Consider the following 25,404-nt stretch of genomic DNA (forward strand, 5'->3'; position numbering starts at 1 on the left):
TGATACGCTACCGTATCAAAAATCGAAGGAGGGGATGATGGAGGGCGAGGCGACCTATCGCGGCACGGTCTATCCCTGGCACTGCGATCACATCGGCCACATGAACGTCATGTGGTATGTCGGCAAGTTCGACGAGGCGAGCTGGAACATGTTCGCGCGGCTCGGGCTGACGCCGAGCTATCTGCGCGAGTCCGGCCGCGGCATGGCCGCCGTGCAGCAGAACATCTCCTATCAGCGCGAGCTGCTCGCCGGCGACCTCGTCGAGGTCAAGAGCCGGCTGGTCGAGTTCCGCGACAAGTCAGTCCGCATCCTGCACGAGATGCGCAACGCGGAGACCGGCGACATCGCCGCGACCTGCGAGATCGCGGCCGTGCACATCGATCGCGCCGCGCGCAAATCCGCGCCGTTCGCGCCGGCGATCCGCTACGCCGCGATGCCGCACCTCGTGCCGTCAGAATCCGTGACTGCGTGACCGCCATGCCCCGCTTTGAGCCGAAGAATCCCAACTTCCGCGCGATTGCCACCGCCACATTCGAACGCCAGCGCGCAATGCAGACGCTTGCTATCTCGATCGCGCGCATGGAGCCGGGTGAGGTCGATCTCGCAATGCCCTACGCGGCGGAGTTCTGCCAACAGAACGGGTTCGTGCATGCCGGAATCATCACCGCGGGGCTCGACAATGCCTGCGGGATCGCCGCCTTCACGCTGATGCCCGAAGGCTCCGACATCCTCACGGTGGAGTTCAAGACCAACCTGCTAGCGCCGGCCCGCGGCGAACGGTTCGTGTTCCGCGGCGTCGTGGTCAAGCCAGGCCGCACGCTGACGGTTTGCGACGGCCGTGCCTACGCCGTGCAGGACGGCATCGAGACGCTGGTCGCGACCATGAGCGGCACGCTGATGGCGTTGCAGCGGCGGGACCCGCTATCGACGAGCGGAGCTTTATCTCCGTCACCCTGAGGTGCGAGCCTTGCGGTGCAATTGCGCCGCTGGGCGAGCCTCGAAGGGTCGACGGCCCGCGCTTTCGCCGGCGGAGAAGTAACACGCGGGAACATCTGGGCCGTGCATCCTTCGAGAGGCGCTTCGCGCTCCTCAGGGTGACGGGACTCAGAGACCGGGCTGCTTGGGAAAGGCGTGCCCAGCATTTGCGCACACGCTCGAGTCCCGCGCATTGACAAGCCTCCCCCACACCGACCTGATACGCGCATGCTTCGCGTGAGTGCCTTGTCATGATTGCCAGCCTCAGTCTGATCCTGCTTTGCCAGCTGGTTGGCGAGGTTGCCGTGCGGGCGCTGGCCGTGCCGGTGCCGGGGCCTGTCGTCGGGCTGGTGCTGCTGCTGTTGCTGCTGTTGGCGCGCGACCGCTTTCCCGTGCTCGCGCGCGGGCCGCTCGGCAATGACGGGGTCGAGAGCGTAAGCCGCGGCATGCTCGCCAATCTCTCGCTGCTGTTCATTCCGGCCGGGGTCGGCGTGGTGCAGAAGCTCGATCTGCTCGCCGAGCACGGCATCGCGATCCTGGTGATCCTCGCGGTGTCGGTCATCGTCACGCTGCTGGCGACGGTCGCGACCTTCGTCGCGGCGAGCAGTATGTTTGCGCGCGAGGAGGAGGACCCGTGAGCGACAATCCGTTTTCGCTCTGGGTCTATCTCTCGCAGTCGCCGCTGCTCTGGCTGACGGTGACGCTATTGACCTATGCCGCAACCGATGCGGTGTCGCTGAAGACGAGGCGGCACCCGCTCGCCAATCCCGTGCTGCATTCGCTGTGGATCATCGGCGCGTTCCTGCTCATGACCGGGACCTCCTACACCACCTATTTTGCCGGTGCGCAGTTCGTGCACTTCCTGCTCGGGCCGGCGACGGTCGCGCTCGCGGTGCCGCTCTACGAGAACCGCAGGCGGGTCGCGGCTGCGGTCCTGCCGATGCTGGTCGCACTCGCGGTCGGCTCACTCGCCGCGATCGTCTCGGTGGTGCTGCTGGCGCGGGCTTTCGGCCTGCCGCGTGACATCATCCTGTCGCTGGCGCCCAAATCAGTCACGGCCGGCGTCGCCATGGGCATCAGCGAATCCCTGCATGCCGATCCCTCGCTGACGGCGGTCTCGGTGATCCTCACCGGCATCATGGGGGCGATCATCGTCACGCCCTTGATGAACTTCACCGGCATCACCGACTTTCGTGGCCGCGGCTTTGCCGCCGGCATCGCCGCCCATGGCATCGGCACCGCGCGCGCCTTCCAGGTCGACGAGGTCGCCGGCGTCTTTGCCGGGATCGCGATGAGCCTGAATGCGCTGGTCACCTCGCTGCTGGTGCCGCTGGCCGTGACCTATCTGCTGCGCTGACGCCCCTTGCAGGGCAGTTTTGTGCTATTGGTATGGCGTTGAGCAGCAAATCCTTCTATGGTTGCCACCGCAAACACGAGTCTGTTCCCCTTGGTCTTTTCCGCAACTCAAAGCGTGCTCGGGCTGGTATCGGGCATGCTGGTCGGCTTTTCGTTGGGCCTGGTCGGCGGCGGCGGGTCGATCCTTGCCGTGCCGCTGATGGTCTATGTGGTCGGGGTAGCCCAGCCGCATGTCGCGATCGGCACCTCGGCGATCGCGGTCGCCGCCAACGCCGCGATCAACCTCTCCAACCACGCCCGCGGCGGCACCGTGATCTGGTCCTGCGCACTGCTGTTCGCGCTGTCAGGCATGTTCGGCGCTTTCGGCGGCTCGATCCTCGGCAAGATGCTGGACGGGCAGAAGCTGCTCGCAATGTTCTCGATCGTGATGCTGGTGATCGCAGGGTTGATGCTGAAGACCCGCGCGCGGGTCGGGCTGACCGACGTCAAGATCTCGATGTCCAACACGCCCGCGATCATAGGCCTCGGGCTTGCCACGGGAACCATGTCGGGCTTCTTCGGCATCGGCGGCGGCTTCCTGATCGTGCCGGCCCTGATGCTGGCGACCGGGATGCCGATCATGAACGCGGTCAGCTCGTCGCTGGTGGCCGTCACCGCCTTCGGCATGACCACGGCCCTCAGCTATGCGTGGTCCGGGCTGGTGTCATGGGGCCTGGCGGGGCTATTCGTCGCCGGCGGCATCGCGGGCGGTCTCTTGGGCACTCGGAGCGCCCGCCACCTGTCGGAACGGCGCGGCGCCCTCAATATCGTGTTTGCGACTGTGATTATCGTGGTGGCGATCTATATGCTGCTGCGTAACATCAATGTGTCCTGAACGTAGAAGGGCGAGGAGCCCTTCCGGAAGCGAGCTATGAACCACCTGACGAAATTTCCCCTCGACAACGCGGGCGCCACCCGCCGCGGCGCGCTCGGCCTCATCGGTGCCGGCATTGCGCTCCTTGCCGCTGGAGGCGCGCGCGCCGAGGACGACAATGTCCTGACCGAGCAACAGGTGCTGCGCGATCCGGACATTCCTGTCATCGGCAACCCCAAGGGCGACATCACGATCGTCGAATGGTTCGACTACAACTGCCCGTATTGCCGCAAGCTCGCGCCGGAACTGCGCCAGGTGGTGCAGGACGACGGCAAGGTCCGCCTGGTGCTGAAGGATTGGCCGATCCTCGGGCCGGTCTCCAAGGTCGCGGCGCGGATGGCGCTGGCGGCGAAGTACCAGGACAAGTTCGAAGCCGCGCACGAGGCGATGATCTCGGTCAATTCGCGCATCACCGAGCCGCGCATCGCCGAACTGCTCTCGGGCGCCGGCCTCGACATGGATCGCCTGAAGAAGGATCTCGACACCAACGCCAAGGCGATCGACGCGGTCTTGGCGCGCAACAACGAGCAGGCGCAGGCATTCGGCTTCAACGGCACGCCGTCATTCATCGTCGGCAAGTATCGCGTGCCCGGCGTGCTCAGCATCGATCAGTTCGAGCAGGTCATCGCCGACGCGCGCAAGGCCAATATGGGCCGCAAGACCGAGCAGAATTAGCCCGCGTCGTCGCTTCCCTCACGACCAACATGGAGCGCGCTTACGTCGAGCCTTTCCGCTTGGCATAGGCGCGCCGCGCGCGCTCGCGATTGCCGCACACTTCGCTCGAGCACCATCTGCGCGTCCGGTTCGGGCTCTCGTCGACGAAGAACCAGCCGCAGCCGTCGGCCTCGCAGCATCCGATGCGGCTTGCGTCGTCTGACGCCAGCAGGGCCGTGAGTGACCACAGCACCGGCCACAACGGCTCCGTCACGTCGATCCCCGCCAGCGCATGGCGATAGCCGTGATCCTGCCGCACCAGGTCGGGCTGCCGCGGCGCCGCCGACAGCATCCGATTGACGAGACGGAGGTCCGCGCTGCGGCCACCGCGGAGCGCGTCGGAAATGCTCCAGATGTCGCGGCGCAGATCATGCGCCTTCTGCATCGCGGCCACGGCAACGCTGCTCACCGAATGCGCTTTCAGCTTCCTGACCGCGGCGAGCGGCAAGGTCCCGCGGCGTTCGCTCCAGGACAATAGCGCAGCATAATCCGGGATCAGCTCCTGCGGATCGCCCGACGTCCGCCAGTCGAGCGTGTTCGCGAAGTCGAGGCAGACCCGTCCACCGAAGAACTGTGTCGCTGCCCGCGCGGGATCCCTTGACATCACGGCCTCTCACCAAGTTTAATCTAACGGTCATGACCATTACAAGCGCCCAACCGTCGCAACGCGTCCCAACGATGACGGCCGCCGGATTCAGGCGGGGCCTGGTCGCGGCCTTGCCGTTCCTGCTCAGCAACGGCGCCGCCGGCCTGGTGATGGGACTGACCTACAAGGGGCTTGGGCTCGCAGCGCCGCAAGCGATTCTGTTCAGCCTGCTCGTCTACTCCGCCACCGCCCAGGCGATCACGCTGAGCATGTGGGCAATCCCGTTGCCGGTTGCCGCCATGGTCGTTGCCTGCATCGCCACCAATTCACGATACTTACTGATGGGCGCCCATCTGCGCCAGCTATTTGGCGGACTGGCCCCCCGGAAGATCCTGCTCAGCCTGTTTCTGCTCGCGGATGCGTCGTGGCTGATGACAAGCTCGGATGCAGACCGCAACGGACCCGACGCCGGCTATCTGCTCGGATCGAGCATCCCGATGGCGATCGGCTGGGTCGGTGGCACCGCACTTGCCTATGCCGCCCCGCTCGCAGCGAGCGGGCCGCTGAAGCTCGCCGCCGCGCTGCTGCCGACGATGTTCATTGCGACGCTGCTTCCCAGCCAGTGGAAGAACGCGGCGTCTCCGTGGCCGTGGCTGACCTCGGCGGTCGTCGCGCTGCTTGTCAGCCGATTCGTGGATCCCAGCTGGTCGATGCTGATCGGGGGCGGATGCGGCACGCTCGTCAGCATGATGGAGCGGACCGATGCGTGACCTGGTGCAGCACTTGATGAAGGACTTGGACGTTCTCGGCGTGATCTTCATCCTCGGGCTGACATGCTATGCCATGCGCGCCGGTGGATACGTCCTCGCCGGGTCGATGCGCGACGATGGCATCGCCGCGCGGTTTCTCCGGCTCGCGCCCGGCAATCTGTTCATCGCATTCATTGTCGGTGGCTGCCTGTCCGGCGGGCTGGCAGGTCTTGTCGGGACAATGGTCGCGCTCGTGACGATGGCTGTCACGGCAAGGGAATGGGCCGCGCTGGGCGCGGGGTTCGGTGCGGCCTTGGCGGCGTCTGCGATCGGGCTGTGACGTCACCGGTTACTTGGACGCGATCTTGTCCCACTGCTCGCGGGTGCGCGTCTTCAGCAAGTTCCAGTCATGGGCTGCAACATCCCAATTCACGATGGTGCGGGTATCCTGTGCCACTTCGCCATTGGCGACGCTCGACGTCTGCATCGAATCGTAGACATAGACGCCGCAAATCAGCAGCAGCGCGCCCAATATCATGCCGAAAAACGTCCGCATCGCTCAATCCCTCCGGTGTCGGCGAGATAACGTCGTGGGGTTCGCTGTGGTTCCGGCGATCGATCAACTGCGCGCGAACACGCGCATCACATAATCGATGAACACGCGAACCCGCGGCGAAAGCTGTCGATTGCGCGGATAGAGCAGCGAAACCGGCACCGATGGCGGCGGGCACTGCTGCAGCACCGGGATCAGCGTGCCGCTCGCGAGATCGGCTTCGGCATGGAAGCGTGGCACCTGCACGAGGCCGAGCCCGAGCCTGGCGCTCGCCAGATAGCTCTCGGGGCCGGTCACGGACATCGGCGCCGGCAGCGGAAACTGTTTCAGCGTGTTGTCGATCACGAATTCCATCGGCCGCAAGCGCCCCGTCGTCAGCGAGCGGATGCCGATCATGCGATGGCCGTCGAGCGCGAATGGATCGGTCGGCACGCCGAAGCGCGCAAGGTAATCCGGCGTGGCGCAGGTCAATCGCTCCAGCATCGTGACCTGGCGCGCGATCATGTCGCTGTCGGGCAATTGGCCGAAGCGCAGCACGCAGTCGACGCCTTCGCGGATCAGGTCGACCCAGCGATCGCTCTCGCTCATGTTGATCTCGATATCAGGATATTGGGCGAGGAAGCCGGGCAGGTTCGGCAGCAGGAAGTGCCGCGCCAAGGTGCCCTGCACCTCGAGCCGCAGCAGGCCCTTCGGCCGCGCACCGCCGAACGCGCCTTCGGCGTCTTCGAGGTCCGCGATCAGCGACACGCAGCGGCGGTAATGCGCCTCGCCGTCGAGCGTCGGGCGGACCGTGCGCGTGGTGCGTTCGAGCAGCCGCACGCCGAGCCGCGCCTCCAGCCCCTTCACCGCATCCGTCACCGTCGAGCGCGGCAGGCCGAGATCGTCGGCGGCGAGAGAAAAGCTGCGGCGTTCGACCACCCGGGTGAATACGCGCATCGCGTCGAAGCGATCCATTATTATCCGAAAATTACGAATAGTGATGCCAGAAGATGCCTAATTATCCGGATAATGCCAAGGCCTAGTGTCCTCCCATCGAACGCGGCCTTGGCCGCCAACCTGATGGGAGACTGAAAATGACCAACAAGGTAGCTCTGGTGACGGGTGCCTCGCGCGGGATCGGCGCGGCGGTTGCCGAACGCCTCGCCAGGGACGGCTTCACCGTCGTCATCAACTACTCCGGCGATGACAAGCCCGCCCAAGCGGTGGCCGACCGGATCGAAGCCGCCGGCGGCCGGGCGCTGACCGCGAAGGCCGATGTCAGCGACGCCAATGCGGTGCGCGGTCTGTTCGACGCGGCGGAAGCGGCGTTCGGTGGCGTCGACGTGCTGGTCAACAATGCCGGCATCATGAAGCTCGGCAGGATTGCCGACAGCGACGATGCGGCCTTCGACCAGCAGGTCGCGGTCAACCTGAAGGGCAGCTTCAACACGATGCGCGAGGCGGCACGCCGGCTGCGCAACGGCGGACGCATCGTCAATTTCTCGACCAGCGTCGTCGGCACCAAGCTCGAGACCTACGGCATCTATGTCGCGACCAAAGCCGCGATCGAGTCATTGACCGCGATCCTGTCCAAGGAATTGCGCGGCCGCGGTATCACGGTGAATGCGGTCGCGCCCGGCCCGACCGCGACCGATCTGTTCCTCAACGGCAAGTCAGATGAGCTGATCGACCGCTTCGCCAAGATGGTCCCGCTGGAGCGGCTCGGTACGCCTGACGACATCGCGAACGCCGTGTCGTTCCTCGCCGGTCCCGACGGCTCCTGGATCAACGGCCAGACCCTGCGTGCCAACGGCGGCCTGGTCTGACGCCCTCACGCCTTCACTCAACTCGCACCAAACCGATTTCAAAGGATACGTGTCATGAAACAGGTCATCGTTATCACCGGCGCCTCTAGCGGCTTCGGCCGCCTCACCGCCAACGCGCTCGCCAGGGCCGGCCACACCGTCTACGCCTCGATGCGCCACACCACCGGCCGCAACGCCGCCGCGGTCGCCGACATCGAGGAGTTCGCCCGCGACAACAAGGTCGATCTGCGCTCGCTCGAGCTCGACGTCGGCTCGCAGGCTTCGGTCGATAACGCAATCGCGCAGATCGTCACTGAGGAGGGCCGCCTCGACGTCGTCATCCACAATGCCGGCCACATGGTGTTCGGCCCGGCGGAGGCGTTCACGCCCGAGCAACTCGCCGAGCTCTACGACGTCAATGTGCTCTCGACCCAGCGCGTCAATCGCGCGGCGCTGCCGCAACTGCGCAAGCAGGGCAGGGGACTTGTGGTGTGGGTGTCGAGCTCTAGCTCGGCCGGCGGCACGCCGCCCTATCTCGCGCCATACTTCGCGGCGAAGGCCGGCATGGATGCGATGGCCGTGATCTATGCCCGCGAGTTGTCACGCTGGGGCATCGAGACCTCGATCATCGTGCCCGGCGCCTTCACCGGCGGCACCAACCACTTCGCGCATTCCGGCCGTCCGGCCGATCAGGCGCGGGTTGCCGAGTATGAAGCCGGTCCCTATGCCGGCTTCGGCGACGAGATCATGAAGGCATTTTCGGCGATCGTGCCCGAGGATGCCGACGCTGGCTCCGTGGCCGATGCGATCGTTAAGGTCGTGGACACGCCGTTCGGCAAGCGGCCGTTCCGCGTCCACATCGATCCGACCCAGGACGGCGCCGAGGTCGCCTTCGGCGTGATCGACCGCGTCCGCAACGAGATGCTGCACCGGGTCGGCTTCTCCGACCTGCTCAAGCCGCGGGTGAACAAGTAGCTCGGCGCACTGTCCGCATCAACGATGAGGATAGTGCCACGCACTATCCATCACCGTCATCCTGAGGTGCGAGCGGAGCGAGCCTCGAAGGGTGCACGGCCCCGATGCTGCCGCGCGGCCGCAGCGGGGCCGTCGACCCTTCGAGACGCGCTTCGCGCTCCTCAGGGTGACGGGCAGAGAGTCCCTCACGCACCGTCGACGCGCTCGCGACGCGCTCGCCATTCAGCCACTGCATGATCTCCGCATTGATCTCGCGGGGATAGGTGTGGCTGAGATCGTCGATCTCGCGATAAATCACCTTGGCCCCCGCGGCCGACAGCAAGCCCTGGGTCTGCCGTGCGGTCTGCACCGGGAACATCCAGTCGAGCCGGCCGTGGGTGATGAAGATCGGCAAGTCGCGCAGCCGATCGGCATCGGCCGTCTCGGCCATCAGCGGATGGAAGGTCGCGGCAACCGGCGCCAGATGCGTGAAGCGCGAGGTGCCGTCGAGCCCGCTCACATAGCTGAAGGTGCCACCGTCGCTCATGCCGGTCAGCAACATCCGCGTCTCGTCGACCCGCCAGCGCGCGCGCACCTGGTCGATGATGCGGTTGAGATTCGGCGAGTCGGTGTCGTCGCCCATCAACGCCCAGGTCTGGCCGGTCGCGGTCGGCGCCACCAGAATGGCGCCGCGGCTGCGCGCATCGCGCAACCAGCTCCACAGGAAGCCGCGGCCGTTGCCGCTGCCGCCATGCAGCGCCATCACCAGCGGCCAGGTGCTTTCCGGCGTGTAATACTCCGGCACATACATCGAGAAGCCGCCGCGGCTGCCCGGCTCGTTGCGCTCATGGAAGATGCCGGTGTCGGCGTTCGGCACAGCCGCGAGCTTTGCCTGCAAGCCGGCGTCCTCGCGCAAGTCGGGCGCGATGAAGAAGCCGCTGACCGGCGGCAGCTCGGTCAGCGGATAGAGTGCCTCCTGTGCGCGCGGCAGATAGCGCAGCGCGCGGAATACGCTGACCAGATCGCCTTCGCCATTCTGCACCGCGCGCAGGCCCGCATAGCCGGCCAATGCCGGCTCGATCGCAGCTTCCAGCGCGGTCTTGATGTGCGCGAATTTCTCCGGCCAATCGGCAAGCCGCGGCCGCACCGCCTGCAAGGCCTCCTCGGGCTCGCCCGCGATTTGCATCACGCGATCGAAGTCCGGCGGGTTGAGGTTGCGCGCGACAAAGGACAGCGATTCCAGCGTCTGCAACAGCGGCGGCAGCACGGCCACGATGTCGTCAACCACGGCCTCGCTCATCGTCGCTGCCTCTTTTCTTTCTCTTAATGCAGCCGCGGCGCCTTCAAGAGCTTCATGCGGTCGATCGAGGTCAGCGTCACGTCGAAGGTGACGCCCTCATGGTAGATCGTCAGCGGCACGTCGACGCCGGCCGCGCCGAGCGACCAGAGTTTTCTGTAGAAGCCGGTCTGGCTCGTCACCTTGTCGCCGTCGACCGCGAGGATCACGTCGCCGGTCTTGAGTTCGGCGCGCGCCGCCGGTCCCTTGCTGGCGACGCCGACCACCACGAGACGGTTGTCGATCTCGGTTGTGTACATGCCGAGCCACGGCCGCGCCGGCCTGTCGACACGGCCGAACTTGCGCAGATCGCTCAGCACCGGCTTGAGCAGATCGATCGGTACAATCATGTTGACATGCTCGGCTCGGCCCGAGCGCTCGCGTTCGAGCTGCAGCGAGCCGATGCCGATCAGCTCGCCGGCATTGTTGATCAGTCCGGCGCCGCCCCAGTTCGGATGCGACGGATGGGTGAAGATCGCCTCGTCGAGCAGGTATTCCCAGTAGCCCGCGAACTCCTGCTTCGCGGCGATCTGGCTTGCGACCGAGCGCGTGCGGCCGCCGGCGCCGCCGAGCACGACACTGTCGCCGACCTGCGTTCCCGCCGACGAGCCGATCGGCAGCGGATTGATGTCGAGCTTGCCGAGTGCCTGCACCAGGCCGAAGCCGGATTCGAAATCGAAGCCGAGCGCGTGGCCCTCGACCGCGCGGCCGTCGCCGAGATGCAGCCACACCGTGGCGGCTTCGGTGATCAGATAGCCGATCGTCAGCACCAGCCCGTTGTCGATCAATACGCCGTTGCCGGTGCGCTCGGTGCCGAGCGTCTCGGCGCTGAACGCGTCAGGCGGAATGATCGAGTGCAGCCCGACCACGCTCATCAGCGCACGATCGAGGTCATAGCGGTAATCTTCGGGACGGGGCTGAAAGGCCGCTGGCACTTTCCATTCGGTGGTGGAGGGCATCCGGGATCTCCTGGCGTGCAGCGTGCTGGAACCTCATGGTAGTCCGAGGTTCTGCCGGCAGGGAAGATGGAATGATATACCTTGCGCGGCGGCCTGCACAGCTCATCTGGCGTGCAGACCTGCCCCTCGCAAGATCAATTGAACCTATTCGCTTTTTGAAGCGCGATGAGGTCGGGTTGAATCGTCATCGCGCTTTAGCTTCTTGTTTGGACATGATCTTTTCGGAAACCGCTTCGCACTTTTCCGGATCATGCCTTCGCGCGTGCCGGCATGATGCGGAAGGCGCGGTCCTCCTTGATCCACGCGGCGCGCTCGTCGCGCAGCATGGTGCGGCGGACTTTTCCGGAATCATCACGCGGCGCCGTGCCGACGCGCTCGAAACTTTCCGGATGCTTGTAGCGGCTGAGCCGGTCCTTCAAGAAATCGCCCATGCCGTCGGCGATCTTCTGCGCATCGGCGCTGTCGGCGAGTTCGAGGATCGCATGCACGCGCTGGCCGAATTCCGGATCGGGCAGTCCGACCACGACGCAGGAGCACACCTCGGGATGCTCGCTGACCGCGGCCTCGACCTCGGCCGGATAAATGTTGGCGCCGCCGCGCAGCACCATGTCGGCGAGCCGGTCGCCGAGATAGAGATAACCTTCCTCATCGAGCCGGCCGATATCGCCGAGCGATTCCCAGCCGTCGCTGCGCCGCTTCGGCGTGGCGCCGAGATAGTGATAGGTCGAGCCGGCGCCGTCATTGGGCAGGAAGTAGATCTCGCCGGTCTCGCCGGGCGCGACGTCGTTGCCGTCCTCGCCGATGATGCGCAAGCGCGCGGTCTCGCCGATCCTGCCGACCGAGCCCTTGTGCGCCATCCACTCGACGCCCGAGATCACGCAGGCGCCCTGCCGCTCGGTGCCGCCATAGAGCTCCCAGACCCGTTCCGGCCCGAGCCATTCGATCCACTTCTCCTTCAGCCAGGGCGGCATGGGGGCTGCCATATGAAACACGATCTGCAGGCTGGAGACGTCGTAGCGTTTGCGCACCTCCTCGGGCAGCGCCCAGATCCGGTGCATCATGGTCGGCACGAAGTTGACCCATTGCACGCGCTCTCGCCCGATCAGCCGCAGCGTCTCCTCGGCGTCGAACTTCACCATGCCGGTCAGCCGCCCGCCGCCGAACAGCGCGGCGTGCGACAGAATGAAGGGCGCGTTGTGATACAGCGGGCCCGGGTTGAGCACCGACGCCTCATGCGGCATGCCGAGCAGCAGCGGTGTCGTGGTTTCGATCACGGCAGGGCTGTGATCGAGGATCACCTTCGGTCGTCCGGTCGAGCCGCCGCTCGTCATCGCCTTCCAGTAGCGCGCGACCGGTGCCTCGAGCGGCTCCCCGGAAAATCCCTCCGGCACGAAATCCACCGGCAGCGAATTCGGCGCGTTCCAGTCGGCTTCGCCGCCGACCACCAGCGACGGTTTCAGGATCTCGAGCACTGCGGCAGCCTCGCCGCGCGGCAGCCGCCATGACAGCGAGGTCGGCGTCGCGCCACACTTCCACACCGCAAACGTGGTCTCGAAGAATGCGTTGCTGTTGGGCAGCCCGATCGCGACGAAGTCGCCGGGCTTGACGCCCTTGGCGGCAAAGGCGCGCGCCCGCGCATTGGCGCGGCGTTCGAGCTCAAGCCAGGTCAGCGCATCCGCGCCGTGACTGACGGCGATCGCGTCTGCGGGCTTGCGTTCGGCATACCAGCGCGGCACGTCGGCGAGGGGGATCAGCATGGGGCGTTTCCGAAGGACTAAGGCGGCTTGAAGCGCTCTTGTTGCAGGGATGTGGCCGAAGCCACGGCTGCCACTTCACCAACTATGCGGTCTCCGTGTCAAGCCAATGGCTGCCAGGGCGACCGGTATCCCGCTGATGGAATTGCGGAATCCTCGTTCGATAAAAGCCGGGTCAAGATTCCGGTAAAGTTCAAGCGATCGCGCTAAGCCGGACTTTACGGGGCGACGGCATTGTGGCCCGTGCGGTTGTGTGCCGGGCGCGTCGATCGACCTGCGCGGCCTCCAATTTTTTTCAAGGACCAATGTCTTCAAGGACGACGACGATGGCGAGCAATGGAGCACGGATCAAAATCAGTCGCGAGCCGCGGCGCCAGCTCAATAATCGTGCGGCGTGGATCACGGTCGATGACGGCGTGACCGAGAACGCCTGCGCCGTGGTCGATATCTCGCCCGGTGGCGCCAAGATCACGACCGAGGTCGAGTTCGACGTCAAGGATCGCCTTGCGCTGACGCTGCTCGCTGATCACGCCAAGCGCTACCCCTGCGAGGTGGTCTGGCGTCGCGGCAAGACCTACGGGCTCAAATTCGTCACCGCCGACGCCGAGCCGGACGAACCGGCCGCGGAGCCGGCCGGCGCGATCTAGCGCTGCGCCTCAACGCCCCTGCGCGCTGCTGGCATTGCCGGTTGTGTTCACCGAACCGCCGGGAGCGGCCGGCGCCGCACTGAAATTGCCGCCGGACGACGGTGCATAGCGCTGACCGCTCTGGGCTGGAAGCGCAGTGCCGCCCACGCCGCCCGGCGAAGCGGCGCGATCTCCGGGCCGCGGCGGGGGTGGGGAGCCCCCCGTGCTTTGCGCGAGAAGCTGGGCCGGCGCGAGGGTGAGGCCGGCGGCGAGGATGATGGCGAATTTGTTTCTGAACATGGGGTTAGTCCGGATGGTACGGTGAGGCTCCCGCGGTGGCGAGGTCCGCCAAGCCGCTCGATTGCGTCTCCAATAACGTAAGCGGTGCTGGTCCCGTTCCCAGAGGCTTCCGCCAAACCGCAAAGCAAATATCCGTGTGGTGGATCTCGGCAGCGATCAGGGGGCCGCGTCGGCCCGGCTAGCCCCGATAGCGCAGTGCATCGACCAGCAGCGCGAACGCCGGCGAGGATTGCCGACGGCTCGGGTAATAGAGGTGATAGCCGGGAAACGGCGCGCACCAGTCGTCGAGCACCTGGACCAGTTGGCCCCTGGCCAATTGCGCCTGCACCTGATCCTCGGCGACATAGGCAAGCCCGAGCCCGGCCAGCGCCGCCTTGATCCGCAGCGCGGTGCTGTTGAACACCAATTGTCCGTCGACGCGGACCTTGATCGGGCGTCCGCGCTTCTCGAATTCCCAGGCATAGATGCCGCCAAAGGTCGGCAGGCGGATGTTGATGCAGGCGTGCTGGGTCAGGTCCTGCGGCCGCTTCGGACGGTCGCGCCGCTTGAAGTAGGACGGCGCCCCGACCACCACCATGCGGAAATCCGGCGCGATCCGCACCGCGATCATGTCCTTCGCCAGCTGCTCGCCGAGGCGGACGCCGGCGTCAAAGCGTTCCGCGACGATGTTGGCGAGCCCGTTGTCGACGACCAGCTCCACCTTGATGTCGGGATAGCGCGGCAGGAACTTTTCCAGCGCCGGCCACAGGATGGTCTCGGCCGCGTGCTCGCCGGCGTTGATGCGGATGGTGCCGGCCGGCTTCTCACGCAGCGCGTTGAGAGCGGTGAGTTCGGCCTCGATCTCCTCGAAGCGCGGCCCGACACCTTGCAGCAGCCGCTCGCCGGCCTCGGTCGGCGCGACGCTGCGGGTGGTGCGGGTCAGGAGCCGCACGCCCAGCCGTTCCTCCAGCGCGCGCATGGTGTGGCTGAGCGCCGATTGCGACACACCGAGCTGCGCCGCCGCGCGGGTGAAGCTGCGCTCGCGCGCCACCGCGAGGAAGGCGATCAGGTCATTGACGTCATGCCGCGGCATTGATGAATCCAGCTCATAAGTCCATCCCGATTTTTACGTCTAATGGGACGCCTGTGCACGCCCTAAATCCCGCAGCGGCAGGTTCCAGTCCTTGATGCGGAGAGATGTCATGCAGAAGCGTAAACTCGGTAACAGCAATCTGGAGGTATCGGCGATCGGCCTGGGCTGCATGGGCCTGAGCTTCGCCTATGGTCCAGCGGTCGAGAAGGCCGCAGGCATCGCGCTGCTGCGCGGCGCCGTCGAACGCGGCGTCACCTTCTTCGATACCGCGGAGGTCTACGGTCCCTTCGTCAACGAGGAGCTGGTCGGCGAGGCGCTGGCGCCGGTCCGCAACGACGTAGTGATCGCCACCAAATTCGGCTTCGATATCGGCTCCATGGCCGAGCGGCACCGCTCGCTGAACAGCCGGCCCGAGCACATCAAGGCGGTCGCGGACGCCTCGCTGAAGCGGCTGAACATCGATGTGATCGATCTGTTCTACCAGCATCGGGTCGATCCCAACGTGCCGATCGAGGAGGTCGCCGGCGCCGTGAAGGACCTGATTGCCGCCGGCAAGGTCCGCCATTTCGGCCTGTCGGAAGCCGGCGTGCAGACCATCCGCCGTGCGCATGCGGTGCAGAAGGTCACGGCATTGCAGAGCGAATATTCGCTGTGGGAACGCGGGCCGGAAGCGGAGATCCTGCCGGTGTTGCAAGAGCTCGGCATCGGCTTCGTGCCGTACAGCCCCCTCGGCCGCGGCTTCCTCACCGGTGCGATCAGCGCGTCGACGACGTTCGCGAGCGACGACTTCCGCAACCTCGTGCCGCGCTTCACGCCGGAAGCCCGCCGCGCCAATCAGGCGCTGGTCGATCAGCTCGGCAAGATCGCCGCCGGCAAAGGCGCGACGCCGGCCCAGATCGCGCTGGCCTGGCTGCTGGCGCAGAAGCCATGGATCGTGCCGATCCCGGGCACCACGAAGCTCAATCGGCTCGAGGAAAACATCGCCGCCGCACGGATCGAATTGAGCTCCGCCGATCTCGCCGACATCGGCAAGGCCGTCGCCTCAGTCGAGGTGCAGGGCGCACGTTATCCGGAGCAATTGCAACAGATGGTCGGACGCTGAGGCGAGCCACACAACCCAATGTCGTCCCGGCGCAGGCCGGGACCCATTGCCCCAAATGCGCGTTGTTGCGCGACGCTGAGGCCACAGCCCTCTTCAACAACACAACCCGGTGATTATGGGTCCCGGCCTTCGCCGGGACGACGATGTGGGCACAGGCCGTGACGCACACTGGGTGTCGTCCCAACGAAAGCGAAGCGGCCGTGCCGCCTACCGTTCCGTCAGCTTCAGCTCGATGCGGCGGTTGCGCTTGTAGGCGTCTTCGGTCTGCGCGGTGTCGAGCGGCTGGAATTCGGCGAAGCCGGCGGCGACCAGGCGCTGCGCCGGCACGCCGAGCGAGACCAGATACTGCACCACCGAGATCGCGCGCGCGGAGGACAGCTCCCAGTTTGACTTGAACAGCGGGCTGTTGATCGGCCGCACGTCGGTGTGGCCGTCGACCCGCAGCACCCAGGCGATTTCGGCCGGGATCTGCTTGTCGAGATCGATCAGCGCGCTCGCGACCGTATCGAGCTCGGTCTTGCCTTCCGGCAGCAGCGTCGCCTGGCCGGTATCGAAGAACACTTCGGACTGGAACACGAAGCGGTCGCCGACGATGCGGATATCGGGGCGGTTGCCGAGGATCGCGCGCAGCCGGCCGAAGAATTCCGAGCGGTACTTCGACAATTCCTGCACCCGCTGCGCCAGCGCCACGTTGAGACGCGAGCCGAGATCGGCGATGCGGTTCTGCGATTCCTTGTCACGCTTCTCGGAGGCGTCGAGCGCCTCCTCGAGCGCGGCGAGCTGGCGGCGCAGCGCGCTGATCTGCTGGTTCAGCACCTCGATCTGCGCCAGCGCGCGCGACGACACGCTCTTTTCGGACTCCAGCGCCTTGTTGAGCTCGTTGGCGCGGCCCTGCGCGTCATTGCCGGAATTGGCGAGCCCCTCATAGAGCCCCTTCATGCGGTCGCGCTCGCCCTCGGCCGAGGCGAGGCCAGCGCGCAGTTGCGACACCTGGTCGTCGAGCGTCAGCTTGGAGAGCTTCTCCAGCGACAGCAGGTCGTTGAGCTGGGCGATCTTGGCGTTGAGCTGCTCCAGCGCCTTGTCCTTGCCAGTGACCTCCTGCGACAGGAAGAACTGCACGACCAGGAACACCGACAGCAGGAACACGATCGACAGCACCAGCGTCGACAGCGCGTCGACAAAGCCGGGCCAGTAGTTGAAGCCGGATTCGCTGCGGCGCGATCGGGCGAGGGCCATTCGGTTTCCCTTTATCTGTTACCGTCAGTCCTGCGGCGCGTGGCAGACGGCTTCGATATTGTGACCATCGGGATCGAGGACGAAAGCGCCGTAGTAGTTTGCATGATAGTGCGGCCGAATTCCGGGGCGCCCGTTGTCCCTGCCGCCGGCCTTGATCGCCTCGTCATAGAAGCGATCGACGGTGGCGCGATCGCATGCCGTGAAGGCGATGTGGGCGCCGGTCTGTGGCGTAGCGCGCCGGCCGATCCAGAAGAAGGCCTTTGGACGCACCCCATAGCCCGCAAACTCGGCACCCTCGGCATACAGGCGGATGATGCCGAGAGGACGCAAGGCCGCATCGTAGAAGGTCTTGGACCGCTCGATATCGCTGATGCCGATGGTCACGTGATCCAGCACGTTGGCCTCCGTGGCTCAGCTCTTCTCGGGCTGGCGGGCGAGGCGCTCGAGCAGCCGCTTGATCTCGCGGTTCTGCTCGCCCTGGCCGTCGGCCCATTCGCGGATCATCTGCTGCTCGGTGCGCATATGCGCAACCAGCCCCTGGATCGCCTCGGCAAGATTGGCCATCGCCGCCGTGGTGCTGCGACCGCCGCCGCCGGCGCCACCTTCCTCGAACGTGGCACGCAGCCGGTCGATCGCGCCCTGCAGGTCGGCGCCGCCGGCGCCTGCGCCGACACCGTCGCCGGAAATGCCGCGCACGGTGGTGGCGAGCCAGTCTTCGAGGTCGGTGTAGAAGCGGTTCTGGGCCTGGCTCGATTGCAGATCGAGGAAGCCGAGGATCAGCGAGCCGGCGAGGCCGAACAGCGAGGACGAGAACGAAATGCCCATGCCGCCGAGCGGCGCGGCGAGGCCCTCCTTCAGCGTATCGAACAGCGCGCCGGCGTCGCCGCCGACCTTGAGGCCGTCGATCACCTTGCCGACCGAGCCCACCGTCTCGATCAGGCCCCAGAAGGTGCCGAGCAGGCCGAGGAAGACCAGCAGGCCGGTCATGTAGCGCGAGATGTCGCGGGCTTCATCGAGGCGGGTTGCGATCGAATCGAGCAGATGCCGCATGGTCTGCTGCGAGATCGACATCCGCCCGGTGCGCTCGCCGCCGAGAATGGCTGCCATGGGAGCAAGGAGCGTCGGACGGCGCTCGATCGCAAGGCCGGGATCGGCGATGCGGAAATTATTGACCCAGGCAACCTCGGGATACAGCCGGATCACCTGGCGGAACGCCAGGATGACGCCGATCAGCAGCACGGCGCCGATCAGGGCGTTCAGCCCGGGATTGGCGAAGAAGGCGGTGACGATCTGCTTGTACAGGACGACCCCGACCAGGCCGCAGAGCACCAGGAACACCAGCATCCGCACCAGGAATATCCTGGGCGAGGACAGCTTGCTCAGTTCGATCTCCATTTCGGAGCGGGAAGGGGGCATTGCCGGGTCATCCGTTCGCGAAGGCCGCATCTGCCAGCAATATGGCACAGCGGCGGAGTGAGGAAAGCCGAATCCAAAGGCTGTCAGCAGAACCCTGGGGTTGAGAGCGGCAGAGTGTTGCCGCTTTGCGCAGCATTCCGGCGCTTCGGCGCATCAGCCTGTTCAGAAAGTGCCAATCCCACGCGCGGGTCGCGAGACGAGTTCGGGTTGCACGCATCGCCGGGCGAGGCGCACCGTGATCGGCGATTCGCGCACCGCGCATTACGACTTTGCAATCTGCGGCATTCCCGCACAGGCAAAAGGCGTGTTCCCGTTTACGCAGTCCTTAACGCATTCCCACAGCCTGCGATGGAACCCGCTCACAATCCGGTGAGTCGACAAAACATGCCGCGAAATCAGGGTGATAGGTTTGTGTGACATTGAGCCGCCCGGCAAACGCATTGCGTCGCAGCAAGCGAGATTTATTTTAGCGACGGGCGCGGTGTCGGTGTGACGCCGCCTTTCGTTTATTCCAACCCACAGAGGCGATCATCTCAATGTCTGGACTTCGCGCGCAATCGGCATGCATTGCTCTGATGCTGGCCGTGACGGCGCCATTGCTTGCTGGCTGCGACGAACCGAATTCGGCAACCGCCGCCGTACAAGCACCCGAGCCGGACGTCAGTGTCGTCACTGTGAAGCAGCAGGCGCGCGCGATGGTGCGCGAGCTGCCGGGCCGCATCGCGCCGACCCGTGTCTCCGAGGTGCGCCCTCGCGTCTCGGGGATCGTCGTCAACCGCATGTTCCACCAGGGCAGCGAGGTGAAGGTCGGCGATCCCCTGTATCAGATCGATCCGCGTCCGTTCGAAGTCGAATTGCAGTCGACCGAGGCGGCGCTCGCACGTGCCAAGGCCGTGCTCGAGCAGAACTCGCTGCAGGCGCGCCGTATCGCCACTCTCACCAACCAGCGTGCGACCTCGGAGGCCGAGAACGAGAAGGCGATCGCCAACCTGAAGCAGGCCGAAGCCGACGTGCAGGGCCGCGAGGCGGACGTCGCGCGTGCGAAACTCAATCTGGACTATGCGACGATCCGCGCGCCGATCGACGGCATCATCGGTGCTGCGATCATCAGCGAAGGCGCGCTGGTCGTGCAGAACGACGCCGCGAGCCTTGCGACCATCCAGCAGCTCGATCCGATCTACGCCGACTTCCAGCAGTCGGTCACCGAGATGAACCAGCTCCGCCGCGCCTTCGAGAACGGCGATCTCGACCGCATCGAGTCCGATGCGATGAAGGTGCGTCTCGTGCTCGACGACGGCTCGATCTATCCGCTGCCGGGCAAGCTGTTGTTCTCCGACGCCAAGGTCGACGCCCATACGGGGCAGGTCACCCTGCGCGGCGAGTTCCCGAATCCGAATCGAGTCCTGCTGCCGGGCATGTATGTCCGCGTGCAGATCGAGCAGGGCATCGACACCGATGCGATCGCCGTGCCGCAGCAGGCGATCCAGCGCAATGGCGGCGGCGGCAGCGAGGTGTTCGTCGTCAAGGACGACAATCACGTCGCGGTGCAGCCGGTGCGCACCGGCTCGCTGCAGGGCGGTTCCTGGTTCGTGACCGAAGGCCTCAAGGCCGGCGACAAGGTCGTCGTCGAGGGTTTCCAGAAATTCGCCGCCGGCGACAAGGTTCGGCCGCTGGCCTGGCGTGACATCGACGCTGCTGCGGCACCGGATTCGCAGCAGACCGCGCACGCGGTGAAGTGATCCGATATGCCCAACTTCTTCATCGACAGGCCGATCTTCGCCTGGGTCGTCGCGCTGTTCATCTGTCTGGTCGGCGCGATCTCGATTCCGCTGCTTGCGGTCGCGCAGTACCCGATCATCGCGCCGCCCTCGATCTCGATCTCGACGAGCTATCCCGGCGCGTCGCCTGAAAACCTCTACAACAGCGTCACGCGGCTGATCGAGGAGGAACTCAACGGCGCCGCTAACATCCTGAACTTCGAATCGACCTCCGACTCGCTCGGCCAGGTCGAGATCATCGCCAACTTCAAGCCGGGCACCGACACCAGCCAGGCCTCGGTCGAGGTACAGAACCGCCTCAAGCGCGTCGAGGCGCGGCTACCGCGTGCCGTGATCCAGCAGGGCATCCTGGTCGAGGAAGCCTCGTCCGCCGTGCTGCAGATCATTACGCTGAACTCGACCGACGGCTCGCTGGATGAGGTGGGCCTCGGCGACTTCATGATCCGCAACGTGCTGGGCGAGGTGCGCCGCATCCCCGGCGTCGGCCGCGCCACGCTGTATTCGACCGAGCGTTCGCTCCGCATCTGGATCGATCCGGCCAAGCTGGTCGGCTACGGCCTGTCCGCCGACGACGTCAACAAGGCGATCACGGCGCAGAACGCCCAGGTCGCCTCGGGCAGCATCGGCGCCCAACCGAGCACCGACACACAGACAATTTCCGCGCAGGTCCTGGTGAAGGGCCAGCTGTCATCGCCCGACGAGTTCGGTGCGATCATCCTGCGCGCCAACCCCGACGGCTCGACGGTTCGCCTGCGCGACGTCGCGCGGATCGAGATCGGCGGCCTCAGCTACCAGTTCAACACCCGTCTCGACGGCAAGCCGACCGCCGGCCTCTCGGTGCTGCTGTCGCCGAAGGGCAATGCGCTGGCGACCGCGAGCGCGGTCGAAGCCAAGATGAAGGAGCTGTCGCGCTTCTTCCCGGCCAATATCTCCTACGAGATCCCCTACAACATCACACCCGTCGTGAAGGCCTCGATCGAGAAGGTCCTGATGACGCTGGTCGAGGCAGTGGTGCTCGTGTTCATCGTGATGTTCCTGTTCCTGCAGAACATCCGCTACACCATCATTCCCACCATCGTGGTTCCGGTGGCGCTGCTGGGCGCCTGCGCCACGCTCATGATCGCGGGCTTCTCGATCAACATGCTGACCATGTTCGGCATGGTGCTGGCGGTCGGCATCCTGGTCGACGACGCCATCGTCGTGGTTGAGAACGTCGAGCGCATCATGGCCGAAGAGGGCCTGCCGCCGAAGGAAGCCACCAAGAAGGCGATGTCGCAGATTACCGGCGCCATCATCGGTATCACGCTGGTGCTGATGGCGGTGTTCGTGCCGATGGCGTTCTTCCCCGGTTCGGTCGGCATTATTTACCGCCAGTTCTCGGTCACCATGGTGGCGGCGATCGCGTTCTCGGCGTTGCTCGCGCTGTCGCTGACGCCTGCGCTGTGCGCGACCTTGCTCAAGCCGGTCGAGAAGGGCCACGGCCATGCCCGCAAGGGCGTGTTCGGCGCCTTCAACCGCGTGCTCGACCGCAGCCGTGCCGGCTATGTCACCACCGTGCAGGCCGGGCTGAAGCGCACCGGCCGCCTGATGCTGATCTATCTCGTGCTGTTCGCCGGCGTCGCCTACGGTTTCGTGCGGCTGCCGGGCGGCTTCCTGCCGGTCGACGACCAGGGCTTCATCACGACCGACGTGCAGACGCCGTCGGAGTCGTCCTATGCGCGGACCGAAGCTGCGGTCGAGCAGGTCGAGAAGTACCTGAAGAATCGCGCCGGCATCGAGAACGTCACGTTCCTCACCGGCTTCAGCTTCCTTGGCCAGGGCATGAACACCGCACAGGCGTTCATTACGCTGAAGGACTGGTCGGAGCGCGGCGCGAAGGATTCCGCCGCCGCCATCGTTGCCGACATCAACCGCGACCTGTCGTCGACGATCCGCGACGCCAGGATCTCGGCGCTGCAGCCGCCGCCGATCGACAACCTCGGCAACTCCTCGGGCTTCTCGTTCCGCCTGCAGGACCGCGGCCAGAAGGGCTATGCGGCGCTGATCGCGGCGTCCGACCGCCTGATCGCGGAGGCCAATGCCAGTCCCGTGCTGCAGAAGGTCTATGTCGAAGGCCTGCCGCCGGCGCCGCAGGTCAATCTGATGATCGACCGCGAGAAGGCCGGCGCGTTCGGCCTCACCTTCGAGGACATTAACAACACGATCTCGACCAACCTCGGCTCGAACTACATCAACGACTTCCCGAACCGTGGGCGCATGCAGCGCGTCATCGTGCAGGCCGACAAGACCAGCCGCATGAACGCGGACGACATCCTGAATTACAACGTCAAGAACAGCCGCGGCCAGCTGGTGCCGTTCTCGGCCTTCGCCACCATCGAATGGTCGAAGGGGCCCACTCAAATTGCGGGCTTCAACTACTATCCGGCGGTGCGCATCTCCGGCGAGGCGAAGCCGGGCTTCACTTCGGGTGACGCGATCGCGGAGATGGAGCGGCTCGCCGACAAGCTGCCGCGCGGCTTCGGCTATGAGTGGACCGGCCAGTCGCTGCAGGAGAAGCTGTCGGGCTCGCAGGCACCGTTCCTGCTCGCACTCTCGGTGCTGGTGGTGTTCCTGCTGCTCGCCGCGCTCTATGAGAGCTGGACCATTCCGCTCGCGGTGCTGCTCACGATTCCGCTCGGCATTCTCGGCGCGGTGGTGGCGGCAACGATGCGCAGCCTGTCCAACGACGTCTATTTCACCGTCGGCCTGATCACCATCATCGGTCTCGCCGCCAAGGACGCGATCCTGATCATCGAGTTCGCCAAGGACCTGCGCGCACAGGGCAAACCGCTGGTCGAGGCGACCATCGAGGCGTGTAGCCTCCGATTCCGTCCGATCCTGATGACCGGTCTCGCCTTCGTCTGCGGCGTACTGCCGATGGCGATCGCGACTGGCGCCGGCGGCGCCAGCCAGCAGGCCCTTGGCACGTCGGTGATGGGCGGCATGATCGCCGTCGTGATCCTGGCGCTGCTCCTGGTGCCGGTGTTCTTCGTCAGCGTGCAGCGCGTGCTGGCGGGAGATCGCGAGAAAGCCCCGGCGAATGCCGAGGTCTATGGCCCGCCTGCGCCGGCGAGGATGGGTCATTGATGTTCGAGATCGGTGGCGGCTTGCTTTCGCAGGCCGGCCAATCCAGATTGCATCTCTGGATTGAACGGGGAGCGTAGAGGCAACCCGGGAGTTGAGGGCATGTGATGCGGCCGACCGATATTGCGATCTCGAATTATCGCTCCATTCGGCGGCTCACTATGCCCATTCAGCCGCTGTCGGTCTTCGTCGGCGAGAACGGCGTCGGCAAATCCAATCTCTACAAGTCCCTGTCGCTGCTGCGCGACGCGGCGACCGGCCGGATCACGCGCACCATCGCCGATGAAGGTGGATTGAACTCCGTCTGCTGGTCAGGGCTTCGCAGGCGCGGCGAGGATGGACGGCTGCGGCTGGCGGCCAGATTCGAACACGTCAATTACGCGATCGAGCTCGGACATCCCGGCCCGGTCGAGGCGGCGTTTCCCGGCGAGCCGATGATCAAGTCCGAACGCATCGAGGCGATCCACGGCAAGCGGAGGGTCCTAATGATGGAGCGGACCAATTCGCACGTCAGCGTCCGCGGCGAGAGCGGCGCCTGGAGCGAGCACAAGAATGCGGTGCTGCCGTCGGAAACCGCGCTCGCGGATTTCCTCGACGGCAAAGCGTGCCCCGAAATCGACCTGATCCGAAACGCCCTGCAGAGCTGGCGCTTCTATCACGATTTCCGTACCGATCCGGCGTCGCCGATCCGAAAGCCTTGTCTCGCGATCACGACGCCGTCGCTGAGCGCCGATGGCAGCGATCTGGCTGCCGCCTTGGCAACGCTCAGCGCGATCAGGCAGGATGCGGTCGACCTGCAGGATGCGATCGAGGATGCGTTCCCGGGCGCAGAGCTCAGGGCATGGGCGGAAAACGGGCGGTGCGAATTCGAGCTGCAGCAGGCGGACGTGCCGCGTCCGTTCAAGGCGCACGAACTATCCGACGGCACGCTGAAATATATCTGCCTGCTGGCCGTGTTCATGGGCTATCGGCTGCCGCCGTTCATCGCGCTGAACGAACCCGAGACCAGCTTGCATCCATCGCTGCTGGCGCCATTGGCGAGGCTGATCGCCAGGGCGTCGCGTCGCGCCGACATCTGGATCGTCACCCATTCGGAGCATCTGATGGAGGCGCTGCGCAGCGAGAGCGCGGTCCCGCTGCGCCGGGTGATCAAGGCGAAGGGCGCCACCACCATCGAGGGCCTGACGCTCAGTGGTGAATTTCGTGACGGCGACGGCGACGACGACGACGACGACGATGATGACGACGATTAGATCGCGCCGTCGCGTTACTGCCCGAGCGGCTTCAGGATCTTGATCAGCTCTCCGTGCACGAACTCGTTGCCGCAGACGACGTGGCCGGTTTGCAGCGGGTCGTCACTGCCCTGGATTCCGGAGACCGTGCCGCCGGCTTCGCGGACCATCAGCAGGCCCGCTGCGACATCCCAGGACTGCAGATTGCGTTCCCAATAGCCGTCGAGGCGGCCGGCGGCGACGAAGGCGAGGTCGAGCGAGGCGGCGCCGAAGCGGCGGAAGCCCGCGACCTTGCTCTGCAGCGCGGCCATCTCCTGCAGCGCCAGCTGGTGGTTGCCGCGGCCGATATGCGGCAGGCCGCAGGCGACCACGCACTCGTTGAGCTGGCGGCGGCCGGCGACGCGCAGCCGCTGGTCGTTGAGGAACGCGCCCTTGCCGCGCTCGGCGATGTAGAGCTCGTCATTGGCGGGATTGTAGATCACGCCGGCGATGATCGTGTCCTCGCGCTGAAGTCCGATCGAGATCGCGAATTGCGGGATGCCGTGAAGGAAGTTGGTGGTGCCGTCCAGGGGATCGACGATCCAGGTGTGGCTCTTGTCGCTGCCCTCGCGCTTGCCGCCTTCCTCGCCGAGGAAGCCGTAACCGGGCCGGGCCTTTTCGAGGTCGGTGTAGAGCATCTCCTCGGCGCGCTTGTCGGCGAGCGAGACGAAATTCGCCGGGCCCTTCAGCGACACCTGGAGGTGTTCGATCTCGCCGAGGTCGCGCTTGAGGCTGCGGCCGGCGCGGCGCGCGGCCTTGACCATGACATTGATGAGGGCGGAGTAGAGCATGATGAAGGTTTTCTTTGCGATTGTGCTGGAGGGCCGGCCCAAGCGTGGTCCCGTCA

26 protein-coding genes and 1 pseudogene are annotated in these 25,404 nt (G+C 65.6%); 15 read left to right on the forward strand and 12 right to left on the reverse strand.

Annotated elements, in window-relative coordinates; translation table 11 throughout:
• The first annotated feature begins 37 nt into the window (after positions 1-37).
• The 6 genes from BraRD5C2_RS03010 to BraRD5C2_RS03035 all read left to right on the forward strand — a co-directional run bounded on the left by BraRD5C2_RS03010 (position 38) and on the right by BraRD5C2_RS03035 (position 3,919).
• Positions 38-472 carry an acyl-CoA thioesterase gene (locus BraRD5C2_RS03010; RefSeq protein WP_223966740.1) on the forward strand — a complete coding sequence of 145 codons (435 nt, stop codon included), beginning with the start codon at positions 38-40 and terminating at the stop codon, positions 470-472.
• A 5-nt stretch (positions 473-477) separates the two neighbouring features.
• Positions 478-957: a PaaI family thioesterase gene (locus BraRD5C2_RS03015; RefSeq protein ID WP_223966742.1), complete on the forward strand. Its 480-nt coding sequence runs from the start codon at positions 478-480 to the stop codon at positions 955-957.
• A 269-nt stretch (positions 958-1,226) separates the two neighbouring features.
• Positions 1,227-1,613 (forward strand): CidA/LrgA family protein, encoded by a 387-nt coding sequence (locus BraRD5C2_RS03020; protein WP_223966743.1) that lies wholly within the window; start codon positions 1,227-1,229, stop codon positions 1,611-1,613.
• Complete coding sequence (locus tag BraRD5C2_RS03025; protein ID WP_223966744.1) at positions 1,610-2,332, forward strand: LrgB family protein; 723 nt, start codon at positions 1,610-1,612, stop codon at positions 2,330-2,332. The genes BraRD5C2_RS03020 and BraRD5C2_RS03025 overlap by 4 nt, the downstream gene beginning before the upstream one ends.
• A 135-nt stretch (positions 2,333-2,467) precedes the next feature.
• Positions 2,468-3,205 carry a sulfite exporter TauE/SafE family protein gene (locus BraRD5C2_RS03030; RefSeq protein WP_223967205.1) on the forward strand — a complete coding sequence of 246 codons (738 nt, stop codon included), beginning with the start codon at positions 2,468-2,470 and terminating at the stop codon, positions 3,203-3,205.
• Positions 3,206-3,241: 36 nt separating this feature from the next.
• On the forward strand, positions 3,242-3,919 hold the full coding sequence (locus BraRD5C2_RS03035; protein WP_223966745.1) for a DsbA family protein: 678 nt from the start codon (positions 3,242-3,244) through the stop codon (positions 3,917-3,919).
• A gap of 40 nt (positions 3,920-3,959) precedes the next feature.
• On the opposite strand, the gene BraRD5C2_RS03040 is transcribed toward BraRD5C2_RS03035, so the two are convergent.
• Positions 3,960-4,562, reverse strand: coding sequence for a CGNR zinc finger domain-containing protein (locus BraRD5C2_RS03040; protein WP_223966746.1), 603 nt, complete (start codon positions 4,560-4,562; stop codon positions 3,960-3,962).
• Positions 4,563-4,636: 74 nt separating this feature from the next.
• Between BraRD5C2_RS03040 and BraRD5C2_RS03045 the strand changes: the two genes are divergently transcribed.
• Entirely contained in the window at positions 4,637-5,314 is a 678-nt protein-coding gene (locus tag BraRD5C2_RS03045) for an AzlC family ABC transporter permease (RefSeq protein WP_223966747.1), read from the forward strand.
• Entirely contained in the window at positions 5,307-5,633 is a 327-nt protein-coding gene (locus BraRD5C2_RS03050) for an AzlD domain-containing protein (RefSeq protein WP_223966748.1), read from the forward strand. Before BraRD5C2_RS03045 ends, BraRD5C2_RS03050 begins: the two co-directional genes overlap by 8 nt.
• Before the next feature lie 9 nt (positions 5,634-5,642).
• Here BraRD5C2_RS03050 and BraRD5C2_RS03055 read toward each other — a convergent pair whose 3' ends face one another.
• Together BraRD5C2_RS03055 and BraRD5C2_RS03060 are read right to left on the reverse strand one after the other, a co-directional pair.
• Complete coding sequence (locus BraRD5C2_RS03055) at positions 5,643-5,849, reverse strand: hypothetical protein (RefSeq protein WP_223966750.1); 207 nt, start codon at positions 5,847-5,849, stop codon at positions 5,643-5,645.
• A gap of 63 nt (positions 5,850-5,912) precedes the next feature.
• Positions 5,913-6,800, reverse strand: a complete 888-nt coding sequence (locus BraRD5C2_RS03060) for a LysR family transcriptional regulator (protein ID WP_223966752.1) — start codon at positions 6,798-6,800, stop codon at positions 5,913-5,915.
• Between the two features lie 119 nt (positions 6,801-6,919).
• On the opposite strand from BraRD5C2_RS03060, the gene BraRD5C2_RS03065 reads away from it, so the two are divergent.
• Both BraRD5C2_RS03065 and BraRD5C2_RS03070 read left to right on the forward strand, forming a co-directional pair.
• Entirely contained in the window at positions 6,920-7,651 is a 732-nt protein-coding gene (locus BraRD5C2_RS03065) for an SDR family oxidoreductase (RefSeq protein ID WP_223966754.1), read from the forward strand.
• A 54-nt stretch (positions 7,652-7,705) separates the two neighbouring features.
• Positions 7,706-8,605: an SDR family oxidoreductase gene (locus tag BraRD5C2_RS03070; RefSeq protein WP_223966756.1), complete on the forward strand. Its 900-nt coding sequence runs from the start codon at positions 7,706-7,708 to the stop codon at positions 8,603-8,605.
• Positions 8,606-8,822: 217 nt separating this feature from the next.
• Here the strand turns inward: BraRD5C2_RS03070 and BraRD5C2_RS03075 are convergent.
• The 3 genes and pseudogenes from BraRD5C2_RS03075 to BraRD5C2_RS03085 form a co-directional block, all read right to left on the reverse strand.
• A pseudogene (locus BraRD5C2_RS03075) lies at positions 8,823-9,884 on the reverse strand (carboxylesterase family protein); the annotation flags it as partial.
• A gap of 23 nt (positions 9,885-9,907) precedes the next feature.
• A complete protein-coding gene (locus tag BraRD5C2_RS03080; protein ID WP_223966758.1) occupies positions 9,908-10,879 on the reverse strand; it encodes a S1C family serine protease in 972 nt (323 codons plus the stop codon).
• A 248-nt stretch (positions 10,880-11,127) separates the two neighbouring features.
• Positions 11,128-12,636 carry an AMP-binding protein gene (locus BraRD5C2_RS03085; protein WP_223966760.1) on the reverse strand — a complete coding sequence of 503 codons (1,509 nt, stop codon included), beginning with the start codon at positions 12,634-12,636 and terminating at the stop codon, positions 11,128-11,130.
• A 323-nt stretch (positions 12,637-12,959) separates the two neighbouring features.
• Here BraRD5C2_RS03085 and BraRD5C2_RS03090 point away from each other — a divergent pair, with 323 nt between their 5' ends.
• Positions 12,960-13,280, forward strand: coding sequence for a PilZ domain-containing protein (locus tag BraRD5C2_RS03090; RefSeq protein WP_212314035.1), 321 nt, complete (start codon positions 12,960-12,962; stop codon positions 13,278-13,280).
• A 9-nt stretch (positions 13,281-13,289) separates the two neighbouring features.
• On the opposite strand, the gene BraRD5C2_RS03095 is transcribed toward BraRD5C2_RS03090, so the two are convergent.
• Both BraRD5C2_RS03095 and BraRD5C2_RS03100 read right to left on the reverse strand, forming a co-directional pair.
• Positions 13,290-13,559, reverse strand: a complete 270-nt coding sequence (locus BraRD5C2_RS03095; protein WP_223966762.1) for a hypothetical protein — start codon at positions 13,557-13,559, stop codon at positions 13,290-13,292.
• Between the two features lie 178 nt (positions 13,560-13,737).
• Positions 13,738-14,631 (reverse strand): LysR family transcriptional regulator, encoded by an 894-nt coding sequence (locus tag BraRD5C2_RS03100; RefSeq protein WP_223966763.1) that lies wholly within the window; start codon positions 14,629-14,631, stop codon positions 13,738-13,740.
• A 109-nt stretch (positions 14,632-14,740) separates the two neighbouring features.
• On the opposite strand from BraRD5C2_RS03100, the gene BraRD5C2_RS03105 reads away from it, so the two are divergent.
• Positions 14,741-15,733, forward strand: a complete 993-nt coding sequence (locus BraRD5C2_RS03105; RefSeq protein WP_223966765.1) for an aldo/keto reductase — start codon at positions 14,741-14,743, stop codon at positions 15,731-15,733.
• Between the two features lie 207 nt (positions 15,734-15,940).
• Here BraRD5C2_RS03105 and BraRD5C2_RS03110 read toward each other — a convergent pair whose 3' ends face one another.
• The 3 genes from BraRD5C2_RS03110 to BraRD5C2_RS03120 are packed head-to-tail and all read right to left on the reverse strand — an operon-like array spanning position 15,941 to position 18,385.
• A complete protein-coding gene (locus tag BraRD5C2_RS03110; protein ID WP_223966767.1) occupies positions 15,941-16,969 on the reverse strand; it encodes a peptidoglycan -binding protein in 1,029 nt (342 codons plus the stop codon).
• Between the two features lie 24 nt (positions 16,970-16,993).
• On the reverse strand, positions 16,994-17,365 hold the full coding sequence (locus BraRD5C2_RS03115; RefSeq protein WP_223966769.1) for a VOC family protein: 372 nt from the start codon (positions 17,363-17,365) through the stop codon (positions 16,994-16,996).
• Between the two features lie 15 nt (positions 17,366-17,380).
• The gene (locus BraRD5C2_RS03120) at positions 17,381-18,385 is read right to left on the reverse strand and encodes a flagellar motor protein MotA (RefSeq protein ID WP_223966771.1); all 1,005 of its coding nucleotides are present in this window, start codon (positions 18,383-18,385) and stop codon (positions 17,381-17,383) included.
• A 536-nt stretch (positions 18,386-18,921) separates the two neighbouring features.
• Here BraRD5C2_RS03120 and BraRD5C2_RS03125 point away from each other — a divergent pair.
• From BraRD5C2_RS03125 to BraRD5C2_RS03135, 3 genes are all read left to right on the forward strand, one after another.
• Complete coding sequence (locus tag BraRD5C2_RS03125; RefSeq protein WP_223966773.1) at positions 18,922-20,124, forward strand: efflux RND transporter periplasmic adaptor subunit; 1,203 nt, start codon at positions 18,922-18,924, stop codon at positions 20,122-20,124.
• A gap of 6 nt (positions 20,125-20,130) precedes the next feature.
• Positions 20,131-23,289 carry a multidrug efflux RND transporter permease subunit gene (locus tag BraRD5C2_RS03130; protein WP_223966775.1) on the forward strand — a complete coding sequence of 1,053 codons (3,159 nt, stop codon included), beginning with the start codon at positions 20,131-20,133 and terminating at the stop codon, positions 23,287-23,289.
• Positions 23,290-23,393: 104 nt separating this feature from the next.
• Positions 23,394-24,539, forward strand: coding sequence for an AAA family ATPase (locus tag BraRD5C2_RS03135; protein WP_223966776.1), 1,146 nt, complete (start codon positions 23,394-23,396; stop codon positions 24,537-24,539).
• 14 nt (positions 24,540-24,553) lie between these two features.
• Here the strand turns inward: BraRD5C2_RS03135 and BraRD5C2_RS03140 are convergent, their stop codons facing one another.
• Positions 24,554-25,348 carry an inositol monophosphatase family protein gene (locus BraRD5C2_RS03140; protein ID WP_223966777.1) on the reverse strand — a complete coding sequence of 265 codons (795 nt, stop codon included), beginning with the start codon at positions 25,346-25,348 and terminating at the stop codon, positions 24,554-24,556.
• Positions 25,349-25,404 lie beyond the last annotated feature (56 nt).

The organism is Bradyrhizobium sp. RD5-C2 (genome assembly GCF_019972155.1).
Classification (GTDB): domain Bacteria; phylum Pseudomonadota; class Alphaproteobacteria; order Rhizobiales; family Xanthobacteraceae; genus Bradyrhizobium.

Coding starts and splice junctions, on each gene's coding strand:
- BraRD5C2_RS03010 (WP_223966740.1), top strand. CDS start 38: ATGGAGGGCGAGGCGACCTATCGCGGCACGGTCTATCCCTGGCACTGC.
- BraRD5C2_RS03015 (WP_223966742.1), top strand. CDS start 478: ATGCCCCGCTTTGAGCCGAAGAATCCCAACTTCCGCGCGATTGCCACC.
- BraRD5C2_RS03020 (WP_223966743.1), top strand. CDS start 1,227: ATGATTGCCAGCCTCAGTCTGATCCTGCTTTGCCAGCTGGTTGGCGAG.
- BraRD5C2_RS03030 (WP_223967205.1), top strand. CDS start 2,468: ATGCTGGTCGGCTTTTCGTTGGGCCTGGTCGGCGGCGGCGGGTCGATC.
- BraRD5C2_RS03035 (WP_223966745.1), top strand. CDS start 3,242: ATGAACCACCTGACGAAATTTCCCCTCGACAACGCGGGCGCCACCCGC.
- BraRD5C2_RS03040 (WP_223966746.1), bottom strand. CDS start 4,562: ATGTCAAGGGATCCCGCGCGGGCAGCGACACAGTTCTTCGGTGGACGG.
- BraRD5C2_RS03045 (WP_223966747.1), top strand. CDS start 4,637: ATGACGGCCGCCGGATTCAGGCGGGGCCTGGTCGCGGCCTTGCCGTTC.
- BraRD5C2_RS03050 (WP_223966748.1), top strand. CDS start 5,307: ATGCGTGACCTGGTGCAGCACTTGATGAAGGACTTGGACGTTCTCGGC.
- BraRD5C2_RS03055 (WP_223966750.1), bottom strand. CDS start 5,849: ATGCGGACGTTTTTCGGCATGATATTGGGCGCGCTGCTGCTGATTTGC.
- BraRD5C2_RS03060 (WP_223966752.1), bottom strand. CDS start 6,800: ATGGATCGCTTCGACGCGATGCGCGTATTCACCCGGGTGGTCGAACGC.
- BraRD5C2_RS03065 (WP_223966754.1), top strand. CDS start 6,920: ATGACCAACAAGGTAGCTCTGGTGACGGGTGCCTCGCGCGGGATCGGC.
- BraRD5C2_RS03070 (WP_223966756.1), top strand. CDS start 7,706: ATGAAACAGGTCATCGTTATCACCGGCGCCTCTAGCGGCTTCGGCCGC.
- BraRD5C2_RS03080 (WP_223966758.1), bottom strand. CDS start 10,879: ATGCCCTCCACCACCGAATGGAAAGTGCCAGCGGCCTTTCAGCCCCGT.
- BraRD5C2_RS03085 (WP_223966760.1), bottom strand. CDS start 12,636: ATGCTGATCCCCCTCGCCGACGTGCCGCGCTGGTATGCCGAACGCAAG.
- BraRD5C2_RS03090 (WP_212314035.1), top strand. CDS start 12,960: ATGGCGAGCAATGGAGCACGGATCAAAATCAGTCGCGAGCCGCGGCGC.
- BraRD5C2_RS03095 (WP_223966762.1), bottom strand. CDS start 13,559: ATGTTCAGAAACAAATTCGCCATCATCCTCGCCGCCGGCCTCACCCTC.
- BraRD5C2_RS03100 (WP_223966763.1), bottom strand. CDS start 14,631: ATGCCGCGGCATGACGTCAATGACCTGATCGCCTTCCTCGCGGTGGCG.
- BraRD5C2_RS03105 (WP_223966765.1), top strand. CDS start 14,741: ATGCAGAAGCGTAAACTCGGTAACAGCAATCTGGAGGTATCGGCGATC.
- BraRD5C2_RS03110 (WP_223966767.1), bottom strand. CDS start 16,969: ATGGCCCTCGCCCGATCGCGCCGCAGCGAATCCGGCTTCAACTACTGG.
- BraRD5C2_RS03120 (WP_223966771.1), bottom strand. CDS start 18,385: ATGCCCCCTTCCCGCTCCGAAATGGAGATCGAACTGAGCAAGCTGTCC.
- BraRD5C2_RS03125 (WP_223966773.1), top strand. CDS start 18,922: ATGTCTGGACTTCGCGCGCAATCGGCATGCATTGCTCTGATGCTGGCC.
- BraRD5C2_RS03130 (WP_223966775.1), top strand. CDS start 20,131: ATGCCCAACTTCTTCATCGACAGGCCGATCTTCGCCTGGGTCGTCGCG.
- BraRD5C2_RS03135 (WP_223966776.1), top strand. CDS start 23,394: ATGCGGCCGACCGATATTGCGATCTCGAATTATCGCTCCATTCGGCGG.
- BraRD5C2_RS03140 (WP_223966777.1), bottom strand. CDS start 25,348: ATGCTCTACTCCGCCCTCATCAATGTCATGGTCAAGGCCGCGCGCCGC.